We start from the raw sequence: 13,029 nt of genomic DNA, 5'->3' as shown, positions 1-13,029 counted from the left end.
AAATGAGGATATTGCTGATTTTTTCGAGTCAGCAATATTTTTTATATGAGCTTCTCCCTTCTAAACTCGTTGCCAATTTTCAATTATTTTTTCTATTTTTGCCCCTTCAAAAAATTGATTATGGAACGATATCTATCACTACTCAATGACGCTCAAAAAGCCCCTGTTCTTCAGAAAGATGGACCTCTAATGGTTATTGCTGGTGCAGGTTCTGGAAAAACGAGGGTTTTGACCTATCGTATAGCTAATTTGATGCATTTGGGTGTTGATGCTTTCAATATTTTAGCACTTACCTTTACCAACAAAGCCGCCAATGAAATGAAAAAACGTATTGCGGAAATTGTGGGAAACAGTGAAGCTAAAAACCTGTGGATGGGAACATTTCACTCTGTTTTTGCAAAAATATTACGTATCGAAGCTGATAAATTGGGATATCCGCAAAATTTCACTATTTATGACACTCAAGATTCTCAACGTTTGATAAGTGCTATCATACGAGAGATGGAACTCGATAAAGACATTTATAAATACAAACAAATTCAATCTCGCATTTCATCTTTCAAAAACAGCTTGATAACCGTTCGAGCATATTTTAACAACCCTGAATTAATGGAAGCTGACGCAATGGCAAAACGTCCGCGAATGGGAGAAATTTACCAAAACTATGTAGAACGTTGTTTCAAAGCTGGAGCGATGGACTTTGACGATTTACTACTGAAAACCAACGAACTACTAAATATGCATCCTGATGTTTTGGCTAAATATCAAAATCGTTTTCGATATATTTTAGTTGACGAGTATCAAGACACAAATCATTCTCAATACTTGATTGTAAAGGCTTTAGCTGACCGTTTCCAGAATATTTGCGTGGTAGGTGATGATGCTCAAAGTATTTATGCTTTTCGAGGAGCCAATATCAATAACATTCTGAATTTTCAACGGGATTACCAAAATGTCCAAGTATATCGATTGGAACAAAATTATCGTTCTACCAAAAATATCGTAGAGGCAGCTAATTCAGTTATTGAACATAACAAAACTCGTTTGGAAAAAGTTGTTTGGACAGCCAATGAATTGGGTGAACCCGTAAAAATACATCGAAGTGCAACCGATTCCGATGAGGGGCGATTTGTAGCAAGTTCTATTTTTGAAAATAAAATGTTACATCAAATGCAAAATGGGCAATTTGCTGTACTCTACCGAACTAACTCTCAGTCCCGTGCCATTGAAGATGCCTTACGAAAACGTGATATTCCATATAGAATTTATGGAGGATTATCGTTCTATCAACGTAAGGAAATCAAAGATATGTTAGCTTATTTGCGACTGATTGTCAACCCAAATGATGAAGAAGCTCTTATTCGAATTATCAACTTTCCAGCAAGAGGAATAGGTAACTCAACCATTGAAAAACTAACTTTGACAGCAAATCATTACAAAAAATCTATTTTTGAGGTAATGTACAATATCAATCGAATTGAGGGATTAAATATTGGAGCTGGAATCAAGCAACGTTTGACGGAATTTGTAGTAATGATTCGTAACTTTCAGGAATTCAGCAAACAAGCTAATGCTTTCGACATAGCTGAACAAGTGGCTCGAAAAACAGGATTACTACAAGAATTCAAAAAAGATGGAACGCCTGAAGGTATTGCTAAAATGGAAAACATTGAGGAAATGCTTAACGGGATTAAAGATTTTGTGGAAGGACAGCAAGATGTTGCTGATAGTACTTCAAGTCTTTCCGAATATCTGGAAGATGTTTCCTTAGCTACCGATATGGACAAAGAAATTGAAGATGATGACCGAGTGGCTTTGATGACAATTCATCTCGCAAAAGGATTGGAATTTCCTTATGTATATATCGTTGGAATGGAAGAAGATTTATTTCCTTCTGGAATGAGTGTGCATTCACGCTCAGAACTGGAAGAAGAACGCCGACTTTTTTACGTTGCACTGACAAGAGCCGAAAAACAAGCATATCTTACCTATGCTGAAAATCGCTATCGTTGGGGAAAAATAGTTGATAGTGAGCCAAGTCGCTTCATTGATGAGATTGATTCAAAATATGTACAGTACTTAACTCCCCCCATCAGTAATCCAAATTATCGATATAAACCATTGATTAACAGAGATATTTTTGGAGAAGTAGATAAAAGTAAATTACGTTTACAAAAACCTATAAGTTCAACTCCTCCATCAACAAACGCCCCCACAGGAGAAGCCTTACAGCGATTGAGAAAGCTAAAACCGATGAATGGGAATTCGTCCGCAATAGGCTCAAATACTGGTTTACAATTAGAAATAGGAATGTTGGTAGAGCACGAACGTTTTGGACGTGGAAAAGTATTATCACTGGAAGGAGCTGGAAATGACAAAAAAGCTGAAATCAACTTTGAAGTAGGTGGTATCAAAAAAATTTTATTGAAATTTGCTAAATTAACAATAATCTAAGCATTTATTTACAATTTCAGCAAAGCTCCTAATGTAGTAATTTTCAATTTATTTATAATTTTAAGAAAAGCAATTGCTGTTAAAAAAGCATCACCTGCTGCATTATGTCTGTCGTGAGTTGTTATGTTTAACTCTTGACAAATTTCATCTAAACTATAATTCTTATCATTTTTCAAAAGATAATTAATGACTTTGGTTTTCTTAAACAGATAATTAGTATCTAAATACTTGTTTTTTAGGGGAGAAAGCTCATTTCGTTGTAATGCAGCATTTATCATCTTCACATCGTATCCTACGTGATGCCCTACCAGAATAGCATCTTCAATATATTCCAAAAATTGGACAAGAGCCTCTCTTTCAGCCAATTTTTGATACTTATGATTTTTTATAATTCCGTGAATAGGAATACTTTCAGGATTTGATTTTTCCTGCTCCAAAAAAAATTCAATACTATTCTTTAAATCAATACGATTATTTAAAATGATTACAGCTCCTATGGATAATATCCTATCTGTAGAGAACTTAAATCCAGTGGTTTCTGTATCAAAAACTACAAAACGAACGTTTTCCAGAGGAACTTCATTTTTTTTTGATTTATTCCGAAATATATTAAAAAACGACATATACTTTAATAATTTTCTAAAAAGTCAAGTAATTTTTTAAAAGCCTTTCCTCGATGACCTATTTCATTTTTAGTAGCAAGAGGAAGTTGTGCGAAAGTCTGAGAAAAACCATTAGGCTGAAAAACAGGATCATAACCAAAACCATTAGTACCTACTGGAGTATTTGTAATTATTCCCCTTACAATTCCTTCAAACACATAAGTAGCATCGTCTAAACACAATGCTATCACGGTTTTAAATTGTGCTTCTCTGTTTGTTTTACCTTCCATATTTCGTAAAAGTAATTGCACATTATCAGTATCACTTTTATGATTTCCTGCATATCGTGCTGAATAAACTCCAGGCTGACCACCTAATGCTTTCACTTCCAATCCCGTATCATCAGCAAAAACATTGTAACCATATTTTTCCTTAATATAATTCGCTTTTAAAATTGCATTTCCTTCAATGGTTGCTTCCGTTTCCTCAATATTCTCAAAACATTTGATATCATCTAAACTCAAAAGTTTTATATCATCAGGCATAAGAGACTGTATCTCCCTCATCTTATTATGGTTATGGGTAGCAAATACAAATTCACGCATTTTATTCTTCTTTTTATTATTACACAAGAAAAAGAGGTATACTTACGAGTCATATACCTCTTTTTTAACAAAATTATGAAAACAAATTATCCTTCCTTATTTTCTTCCTCTACTTCTTCAGTCTGTGTATGTTGCAAATTTTTCAATTCACGCAACTTCGCTGCCCAAGTTTCGAGGTTTTCTTTCTGATTATTGATATTTTTAATTACTTCACGGAAAAGCGGATTGCTCTCATCTACATTACTGAAAAACTGCAAGTTATTCTCCAATTGCAAAATTTCCAACTTAAGTTCATCAATTCGCCTACGAACAAAAAACATCTCCTGATTTATTGAATTTTCGTCATCCTCGTTAGCTAATTTTTCTAACTTGTTATTGTATTTAATAAGCTCAATTTCTTGTTTATCAAAATCCAACTTTTTATAAAATGCATCAATAACCTTATTGAATTTTGTGTCAATTCCTCTTTTTGATTGAGACACCTTTCCTAACTCATTCCACTGACTTACAAAACCTTGCAAAATCTCAATTTCATTTTCTCTATCTTTCGTGAGCTTATGTTCTTTTATCTTATCAAGAAATTCTTTTTTCTTGTCAAGAGCTACATATTCCTCATTTTGGTTATGCTTTATGGCTTTATGTAATTCATCGAAATACTCGTTACAAGCTTTGCGAAATTCTTTCCAAATTTTGTCTGCATTTTTCTTCGGAACATTTCCTATTTCTTTCCACTCCTCCTGAATTTTTTTCATTACAGGAGTGACAGCTTCCCAATCTCTACTATTTTTATTAGCTTTGGCTATCTCCAACAATGCAAGTTTCTTTTCAAGATTTTCCTGTTGCTCCCTTTTCAGTTTTTTGTAATAGTTATTCTTTTTACGATTGAACAAGCGTACCGACTCTTTAAACTTAGTCCAAACTTCGTCCGTAAGATGAGCTGGAACTTTGCCCACACTTAAAAATTCTTCACGTAAAGCATCTATTTCCTTAATTCCTTTTTGCCAAGCATTATGGGAAGAAATATCTTTATTGGCAATTTCTTTAATTTTTTCAATAATTTCAGTCCTTTTTACTGCATTTTGTTCATAAACTTTGTCTAAATTATCGAAATAATATTGTCTTTTCTTATGAATGTTTTTCGTAGCCTCACTAAATCTTTGCCATACTTCTTCACGATACTCACGAGCTACAGGACCAATATCTTCCTTCCAAATTTTATGTAAAATTTGTAACTCACGGAATGCCTTCATTGCATCTACATCTTCCTTACAAAGAGCTTCAGCTTTTTCAATTATTTTCAATTTTTCTTCCAAATTCCGTTTGAAGTCAATATCACGCAAATCACGACTTAAATCAATAAAATCATAAAAATTTTCAACGTGATGATGATAATTTCCCCACAAAACATCATAATCCTTACGTGAAACAGCCCCCGCCTTACGCCAACGTTCCTGTAATTGCTGGAAAGTCTTAAATGTAGTATTGATATTTTCCTCTACATTTATTAAATTTTTGATTTCCTCAATAATTTCCTGACGTTCTATCAAGTTTTCTTTATGAATTTTCTCTAATTCTTTATGGTAATTGTTTCTCTTTTCACGATATTCATTGAACAGAACATAAAAAGTTCTATGGATAGGACTTTCGTACTTAAAGTCGTATTCTTCTCCTCCATCTGCAAGGTATTCTTCTTTTTTTTCTTCAAGAAGCTCTTCATATTTTTTATCAAATTCCTGCCGAATTGCCTCAGCGTGTTTCTTAATTGCTTGTACCTTTTCGGTATGAAGTAACCTCTTGAATTCTTTTGAAAGAGCCTCTAATGACATAGCTTCGTAATTCAACAATGGAATTTCGTGGCGTTTTGAATTTTCGAAATCCTCAGCATCTTCAGCGTTTTCCTGATGGATTTCGTCTAAATACTCAGTACCTCCTGTAGTTGAATTAACATTTTCTTCAAGATTTTCTTTCTCGTAAAAAATTTCACCTTTTTCTGTTGGTTGCAGATTATCCTTCTTTAGTTCTGACATAAGTTTAATGATTTATGGTTATTTTGTACTTAACTTCAAGTAAAACACGACCTAAAGATACAACAAAATATTTAATCTCCTAATTTTTTTTATTTATTTATTTAACTTTTTTAATATTTTTTTAAGTATAAAAACACAAAATATTGATTAATAAACACTTGTATTCATAAGCCTATATTAAAAAAATTTTTCCCATTAATCTTTAAAATTTTTATTTCTTTGAACTTCACACTAAAAGTCATACTTTTGTGGGTCAAACTTTAATCCATTTTCAAATGAAAAATTTATTTTTAATTCTGCTATTTGCTGTATCTATTAACGTAAAAGGACAAACAATTAGTCCTACTCCTCAGCAATTTATCACTGAAGGTCATTTTGTTACCCCTACTCATTTTGAATTGAAAACTAAGAATATTTTCTCACAAACTTCTTTATTAAAAGAAATTCTTTCAGAGAGAAAAGGCAAAAAACACGTAATGAATGTTTACATTACTGATAAAAATTCAAAATCGGCAAAGAAATTCGCCTCAAAAATTCCTAATAAAAAAGAAGGATATTATCTACGAATCGAAAAAAACAACATTTACGTAATAGGCAGCGACTCCAGAGGAACATACTACGGACTTCGGACGTTGGAACAACTTCTTTCAAAACCTGAACTTCCTCTGGGAGAAATCATTGACTATCCCGATTTACCCAATCGAGGCGTAGTGGAAGGCTTTTACGGCACCCCTTGGAGTCACGAAAAACGCATTCGACAAATTGAATTCTACGGAAAACACAAACTCAACACCTATATCTATGGTCCTAAAGATGACCCTTATCATAGCTCTCCAAATTGGCGATTGCCTTATCCTGAAAAAGAAGCTTTACAAATCAAAGAATTAGTACAAAAATCCAATGAAAATTATGTGGATTTTGTTTGGGCAATTCACCCAGGAAAAGACATTCGCTGGAATGAAGAAGACCGACAAAATTTACTCAAAAAATTTGAAAAAATGTACGCTTTAGGCGTTCGAGCATTTGCCGTTTTCTTTGATGATATTTCGGGCGAAGGCACCAATCCGCAAAAACAAGCCGAATTACTAAACTTTCTTCACAATGAGTTTGTTGCTCAGAAAAAAGATGTTAATCCGCTGATTATGTGTCCGACAGAATACAACAAAGCTTGGTCAAATCCTGAAAAACGCTATCTGGAAACATTGGGCGAAACCCTCCACCCTTCCATCGAAATTATGTGGACAGGAAACACCGTTGTCGCAGATATTGACAAGCCTACAATGCAATGGATTAACGCCAAAATCAAACGAAAAGCTTACATTTGGTGGAATTTCCCTGTATCGGACTACGTGCGAAATTATATGCTTTTAGGACCTGCTTACGGAAATACGTCTGATATCAAGAACGATATGTCAGGCTTCGTTTCCAATCCTATGGAACACCCAGAAGCCTCAAAAATAGCTATTTATGGAGTTGCTGACTATACTTGGAATCTGGAAAAATACAATTCAGACACGGCTTGGAAAAATGCCATTGCCGAAATGATGCCTGAAAACAAGGAAGCGTTACTCACTTTCGCAAAACACAATTCGGATTTGGGAGCTAATGGACATCGTTATAGAAGAGAGGAATCCGTTGAATTTAAGCCTATTGCAGAAAATTTCTTAAAAAATTTGGAAGTATTATACAATCCTGAAGCCAAATCCGTTTCCGAGGAATTTAAAAAAATGATTTGGGCTTCCGAGCAGCTTTTAAAAACTTCTGAAAATAAGTATCTTACTGAAGAATTACATCCTTGGTTATTACAATTTCAATTAGTAGGAAAAACGGGGGTTTCCGTGATGAAAATGTATAATTCATTGAAAAACAAAGATTACCAGCAATTTAAGTCAGCTTATACAAATGTTCAAAATTTACAAAAACAAATGTTTGAAACTGACCAAAATTACAACCAAAATCCGTATCAACCTGGTGTAAAAACAGCAACTTTAGTAATAGAACCTCTTTTAAATCAATTACTTAAATATAATATCACTAAATTCAATGCGGAAACAGGAGAAAATTTGAAACTTTCTCTTAATTTCAATCCGAATACATTGATTACCAACATAAAACAATTGGAAAATCAACCACTTGGGCAAAAAGGAAACGTTTTACGAATATCTCCCGCTTTGGAATATATCTCATTGAAGGCCAATGACTTTTTAGGTATTGAATTTGAAAAAATAGTTACCTTAAAGTCTATTATCATTGATTTTGGAGAAGAAACAAGAATTAGTAAAGGTAAAATTCAAATTTCAGCAGATGGAAATCAATGGAAATCCGTAAATGGAACATTCAAAAAATCACGTTGGGAAAGTTCTCAAACTCTTGAAAATGTAAAATTTGTACGTTTCATCAACGATTCCAAACAAACGTATGACATTCAACTGAAACAATTTGAAGTAACAGAAGAATAACAAATTAAAAATCAATACAATAAAACGAAAAAGACCAATGAAAGTAGCCGTTGTGATGGGAAGCAAAAGCGACCTACCTGTAATGCAAGAAGCCATTACCATTTTAGAATCATTTGATATTGAAGTATTTGTAGACATCGTTTCTGCACATCGTACTCCCGAAAAACTAATGGATTTCAGTACCAACGCACATAAAAGAGGGATTTCTGTGATTATTGCTGGAGCGGGTGGAGCAGCTCATTTACCTGGAATGGTGGCTTCGATGTCGCCCTTGCCTGTAATTGGCGTTCCTGTTAAAAGCAGCAATTCAATAGATGGCTGGGACTCAGTACTTTCGATTTTGCAAATGCCAGGAGGCGTTCCTGTAGCTACAGTTGCTTTAAATGGAGGAAAAAATGCAGGTATCTTAGCTGCACAAATCATTGCTGTACAACAACCTAACGTTTTAGAAAAAATCATAGCTTATAAAGAAGAATTAAAACAAGCTGTGCTAAAATCAGCAGAAACGTTGAAGTAGTAAAATTCTTGTAAAACTATAAAAGGAAGTTTTAAACATTTAATTTAAAACTTCCTTTTGTAATATAATCGACTAAAAATCTATCCTTTATCGATATGTCTACTGATAACCAATTTCTGAATTTCAGTAGTTCCTTCTCCAATAGTACAAAGTTTTGAATCTCGGAAGAATTTTTCAACTGGGAAATCTTTTGTATATCCGTATCCACCATGAATCTGAATAGCTTCCGTAGCAACCTTTACACAAACTTCTGAGGCATACATTTTTGCCATCGCTCCTGCTTGAGTCACTTTCTCTTTATTATTTTTCAAATACGCTGCCTTATGGAGTAGAAGTTCTGAGGCTTCTATTTCAGTTGCCATATCTGCCAATTTAAAGGCAATTGACTGAAAATCAATCAATCTTTTTTCAAATTGCGTACGTTCCTTTGCGTACTTAACCGATGCCTCATAAGCACCTTTTGCTATGCCTAAAGCTAATGCACCAATAGAAATTCTACCGCCATCTAATATTTTCATCGCCTGAATGAAGCCTTCTCCTACTTCGCCTAATAGGTTTTCAGCAGGAATTCGGCAATTCTGAAAAATCATTTCAGCTGTTTCACTGGCTCTCATTCCTAATTTATTTTCTTTTTTTCCACTGGTGAAGCCTTCTGTACCTCGCTCAACAGCAAAAGCTGAAATTCCGTGTTTGTCGCCTTTCTCCCCCGTTCGGGCTATAACCACTGCGATATCTCCTGATTTTCCGTGTGTTGTGAAGTTTTTTGCTCCATTCAAAATCCAAAAATCTCCATCTTTCACAGCGGTTGTTGCCATTCCACCTGAATCTGACCCAGTGTTATGTTCGGTAATTGCCCAAGCACCTATCCATTGACCTGAAGCCAATTTTGGCAACCATTTTTTCTTTTGTTCTTCATTTCCAAATTCAAAAATATGATTGGTACACAATGAATTATGTGCTGCAATTGACAATCCTATAGAAGGATCTACTTTTGAAATTTCTTCAATAATAGTTATGTAATCGTGATAATTTAAACCTAATCCTCCGTAAACTTCAGGCACCAAAACTCCCATAAAGCCCATTTCACCTGCTTTTTTGAATACTTCTATTGGAAATTCCTGACTTTCATCCCATTTCATAATATTAGGACGAATATATTTTTCAGAGAAATCTCTCGCCACCTCGGCTATCATTTTTTGTGTTTCAGAATAGCTAAAATCCATTTCTAATCCTACTTTAGTTATAAAATCTCTACGCAAAAAGTTTGCAATTTTACGAAAAATATTTGATTTTACAAAATAAATTATGATTAATCAATATACAAATACATTTGTATTTTTCTTATTTTTTCCTGATTAAATTCATTTATTTTCAAAAGTTCATCAAAATTTTTAATTTTTACTAATTCCAGACGAAGAGTAACAATCTTTTTAGCTTCATCAAACTTAATGTATGGAATTTTAGCTAATTCATACATATTTAACTCGTTAAGGTTCTTTTTATGAATATTTGGTAAGGTCTTTACCTCAAATTGTTCTGCAACACGATTGAAAACTTCAGTATCTAATCCATATACTTCGGAAACTTGCGTAATTTCACTAAATCCTTGTAATTTTTTTCTGTATTTTAGAATTCGATCGGAAAGAACATCTCCAATGCCATATATTTTCATAAAATCTTCCTTAGAGGCTAGGTTCACATCTTTTTTGATATTTACTTTCTGGCGTACAATTTCTTGTTTAGCACTCTTATTTTCAACTAATTTTGATTTGTTTACCCAATCAGGAAATTTAAAATAAGGAGAAATTTTTAAAAGTAGACTATCCGAAATCTTGGTGACTTCCTGAAATTCTTTCGCCGAATTTACAAACTTATTTTGCTTACGAAAAGCCAACAACCTATCAATTTCCTCAGGTTTCATTCCTAAAGTAAATCCCTTATAATCAGTTATAAAATTAGGGTTGAAAGGATAAATAGTATCTTTTTTTGGCTGTAGTGCAATCTTCCTTAATGAATCCAGCTCTTTATTTAATTCCGTTAATTGCTCTTGTTGAACATCAGTTTTATCTTCCGAAAAATCAACAACGAAATACATAATTTGCAGGATAAAAATAATAACAATCAGAAAAATAATCCCTATCTGTTGGTTTCGGTTAAATGTAGAAAAGCGTTTCATAACCCTGAAAATTAATATTCCGATACAAATATATCATTTTCAACAAAGAATGAAAAATTAATTTCATTATTCCATAAAAAAAAGCAGTGCTTATCCGTAGAAAAACCTGCTTTTTTATTTTTTGATTATTAATATTACCCCGAGTACGTATGCACACTCATTTGGGCGGTAGGCAAGTAATTGATTCCAAACCAACAGACTAACAATAACAAAAATGCAATTATTACAATCAGAAAACTGTTAAAAGGCTGTTTTTCTTTATGTTTGTATTTGTAGTGAATGTACACCAAATAAGCGAGCCAGGTAATGAAAGCCCACGTTTCTTTTGGGTCCCACGTCCAATAATGCCCCCAAGCTTCTTTTGCCCACAAAGCCCCAAAAAGCAAACCAAAGGTCAGAAAAACATAACCAATTTTTATCAATTGGTCAGTTACTGCAATAGCATTTTGGGTATCTCTTTGTTTTTTACAAAGATAAATTCCATAAACCGCAGTAAGCGAAGCCATTCCCAGCATCGCATAAGCAAAAATATACACAATTACGTGCGGAATAAACCAAACACTTTGCAATGCCGGCATCAAGGTTTTGTTCATCGTATCCGGACGGAAAAACGTTACCAGCATAAACACAATACCCATCAAAGCCGAGTAATTCAACATCCATTTTTGGCGATATAACAAATAAATTGAAAAACCAATCAGCCCCATAAAAAAGGCATACCAAATACGTGTTTCAGCCAAAGTTCTCAATGGCGGACGATCAAGTTCTATCCATAACTTTGCTATAAAAACTCCAATAATTAGAGTTGCTAAAAGATGAAGCGATAAGCTTAACTTTCTGTACATCTGATTTTTGGAATAGATAAAAATTCCTGAAGCTATCCATAAAATCAAAATCGCTAATGTTATATAATTAAAATACTGCCACATAATTATCTTCTATTTACAAATAAAAACGCTATTCCTCCTGCCATCAAAATAAAAATTCCAGTGTAAACTACAGGTAACCAAGGGTCTAAAATAAGTTCAACAACACTAAGTTCCGACCAACGCCCCATACGCTCATCATAACTCACCTGATACACTTTCCAACCATCAACTTTTATTGGGTGATTGACTTCAATTTTTTCGTTGCGAACCTCTTCCGTATCTTTTTGATAAATAGATACTTCCGACTGAAACTTACGTGCTTCGGCAGGAGCCATCACCAATGTATGTTCGGCATCAAGTTGAATGGTTCGTGGTGGTAGCTGAAAATTTCCTGCCGAAATCCATTCCTGTTTTTTTTCTCCTGTTTTCAGATTTTCAACCGTAACAAAAGCTGCATTTGTTGCCCCCCACATTCCGTGATTAACATAAGTGCTATCTGTCTCAGGAACAGCCTTTTCAAAATACTGATGTTGTGTAATTTTCCAATTGAGAATTTCTCCTTGCGAGCCATCTTTTTCAAGCATAAACCCCATTGGCTTACTCTTCGGAAGTGCATTTCCTGTGGAATCAATAACAAATAATTTATTAGGATAAATATCTATGTCAAAGGATTTTAGTTCCATTGCAATAGGCAGTTCAATAACATTTCCGTTGTCATCAGTAGCACGCCATTCCACTTTATCTTTGTACAAATCCATTTTAAGACGAACCAAATCGCCTTGTCCCAAAACCCCCGCAAACATTATGAGCCAAAGTCCAAAATGATTCAACAAAAAAGTAATATTTTTCTTCTGATAAACCATTGAACGCTTGAGGATTGCTAACCATAAATTGGTCAGAGCCATTAAATAAATAAGAGCAAAATACCACGTTTTGGTAATATCGTCCAAGCCCAAATTTAGCCAAAAAGAATTTGTGTGATGCTCCTGTCCAACGCTGATGCTTCCTAGCCCGATAGTTAGCACACCAAGTGTTATCACTGTAACAATAGCAAAAGGAGTACTTGAATGCAGATTGATAAAGTTTTTCTTCTTGAAAATAAAGAAGATAGCTGTATTTAGAAAAACAAATGCTAATCCGCCTATGATATTTTGTGGAAAACTAAACCAACTCTTCGGGATACTTCCTAAAAAATACTGCAAAATAAATCCCAACAACAGTGATAACAAGGCAATTACTACCGAGTAGCGATACTGATTGCTTTTGTGAAATTCTTTATCTAAGTTCATATATTTTCTTCGTTTACATCTATAAAAAAAC

General features: G+C 33.9%; 10 protein-coding genes. 3 read left to right on the top strand and 7 right to left on the bottom strand.

Translation table 11 applies throughout. The annotated features are described in order from the left end of the window. The first annotated feature begins 120 nt into the window (after positions 1-120). Positions 121-2,454: an ATP-dependent helicase gene (locus CGC48_RS11205; protein ID WP_098029634.1), complete on the top strand. Its 2,334-nt coding sequence runs from the start codon at positions 121-123 to the stop codon at positions 2,452-2,454. 8 nt (positions 2,455-2,462) lie between these two features. Here CGC48_RS11205 and CGC48_RS11200 read toward each other — a convergent pair whose 3' ends face one another. From CGC48_RS11200 to CGC48_RS11190, 3 genes are all read right to left on the bottom strand, one after another. After that, the gene (locus tag CGC48_RS11200) at positions 2,463-3,077 is read right to left on the bottom strand and encodes a 3'-5' exonuclease (protein WP_098029633.1); all 615 of its coding nucleotides are present in this window, start codon (positions 3,075-3,077) and stop codon (positions 2,463-2,465) included. Positions 3,078-3,082: 5 nt separating this feature from the next. After that, positions 3,083-3,661, bottom strand: a complete 579-nt coding sequence (locus CGC48_RS11195) for a non-canonical purine NTP diphosphatase (RefSeq protein WP_098029632.1) — start codon at positions 3,659-3,661, stop codon at positions 3,083-3,085. A gap of 86 nt (positions 3,662-3,747) precedes the next feature. Beyond that, positions 3,748-5,688: a DUF349 domain-containing protein gene (locus tag CGC48_RS11190; RefSeq protein ID WP_232780510.1), complete on the bottom strand. Its 1,941-nt coding sequence runs from the start codon at positions 5,686-5,688 to the stop codon at positions 3,748-3,750. Positions 5,689-5,963: 275 nt separating this feature from the next. Here CGC48_RS11190 and CGC48_RS11185 point away from each other — a divergent pair, with 275 nt between their 5' ends. Next, entirely contained in the window at positions 5,964-8,147 is a 2,184-nt protein-coding gene (locus tag CGC48_RS11185; RefSeq protein WP_098029631.1) for a beta-N-acetylglucosaminidase, read from the top strand. Positions 8,148-8,184: 37 nt separating this feature from the next. Next, positions 8,185-8,664, top strand: a complete 480-nt coding sequence (purE, locus tag CGC48_RS11180; protein ID WP_098029630.1) for a 5-(carboxyamino)imidazole ribonucleotide mutase — start codon at positions 8,185-8,187, stop codon at positions 8,662-8,664. Between the two features lie 80 nt (positions 8,665-8,744). On the opposite strand, the gene CGC48_RS11175 is transcribed toward purE, so the two are convergent. The 4 genes from CGC48_RS11175 to CGC48_RS11160 form a co-directional block, all read right to left on the bottom strand. Continuing rightward, complete coding sequence (locus CGC48_RS11175; RefSeq protein ID WP_098029629.1) at positions 8,745-9,887, bottom strand: acyl-CoA dehydrogenase family protein; 1,143 nt, start codon at positions 9,885-9,887, stop codon at positions 8,745-8,747. A gap of 86 nt (positions 9,888-9,973) precedes the next feature. Beyond that, positions 9,974-10,840: a helix-hairpin-helix domain-containing protein gene (locus CGC48_RS11170; RefSeq protein ID WP_098029628.1), complete on the bottom strand. Its 867-nt coding sequence runs from the start codon at positions 10,838-10,840 to the stop codon at positions 9,974-9,976. Positions 10,841-10,974: 134 nt separating this feature from the next. After that, on the bottom strand, positions 10,975-11,769 hold the full coding sequence (gene ccsA / locus CGC48_RS11165) for a cytochrome c biogenesis protein CcsA (protein ID WP_098029627.1): 795 nt from the start codon (positions 11,767-11,769) through the stop codon (positions 10,975-10,977). A 2-nt stretch (positions 11,770-11,771) separates the two neighbouring features. Then, a complete protein-coding gene (locus CGC48_RS11160) occupies positions 11,772-12,998 on the bottom strand; it encodes a cytochrome c biogenesis protein ResB (protein ID WP_098029626.1) in 1,227 nt (408 codons plus the stop codon). Positions 12,999-13,029: the final 31 nt, after the last annotated feature.

The organism is Capnocytophaga cynodegmi (assembly GCF_002302475.1).
GTDB classification, from domain to species: Bacteria; Bacteroidota; Bacteroidia; order Flavobacteriales; family Flavobacteriaceae; genus Capnocytophaga; species Capnocytophaga cynodegmi.
This window is presented reverse-complemented; position numbering and strand designations above follow the sequence as displayed.

What these genes read in the sequence shown, in the direction of transcription:
- ccsA (WP_098029627.1), bottom strand. Translation starts at nt 11,769, where the DNA reads ATGTGGCAGTATTTTAATTATATAACATTAGCGATTTTGATTTTATGG.
- CGC48_RS11160 (WP_098029626.1), bottom strand. Translation starts at nt 12,998, where the DNA reads ATGAACTTAGATAAAGAATTTCACAAAAGCAATCAGTATCGCTACTCG.
- CGC48_RS11205 (WP_098029634.1), top strand. Translation starts at nt 121, where the DNA reads ATGGAACGATATCTATCACTACTCAATGACGCTCAAAAAGCCCCTGTT.
- CGC48_RS11200 (WP_098029633.1), bottom strand. Translation starts at nt 3,077, where the DNA reads ATGTCGTTTTTTAATATATTTCGGAATAAATCAAAAAAAAATGAAGTT.
- CGC48_RS11185 (WP_098029631.1), top strand. Translation starts at nt 5,964, where the DNA reads ATGAAAAATTTATTTTTAATTCTGCTATTTGCTGTATCTATTAACGTA.
- CGC48_RS11170 (WP_098029628.1), bottom strand. Translation starts at nt 10,840, where the DNA reads ATGAAACGCTTTTCTACATTTAACCGAAACCAACAGATAGGGATTATT.
- CGC48_RS11195 (WP_098029632.1), bottom strand. Translation starts at nt 3,661, where the DNA reads ATGCGTGAATTTGTATTTGCTACCCATAACCATAATAAGATGAGGGAG.
- CGC48_RS11190 (WP_232780510.1), bottom strand. Translation starts at nt 5,688, where the DNA reads ATGTCAGAACTAAAGAAGGATAATCTGCAACCAACAGAAAAAGGTGAA.
- purE (WP_098029630.1), top strand. Translation starts at nt 8,185, where the DNA reads ATGAAAGTAGCCGTTGTGATGGGAAGCAAAAGCGACCTACCTGTAATG.
- CGC48_RS11175 (WP_098029629.1), bottom strand. Translation starts at nt 9,887, where the DNA reads ATGGATTTTAGCTATTCTGAAACACAAAAAATGATAGCCGAGGTGGCG.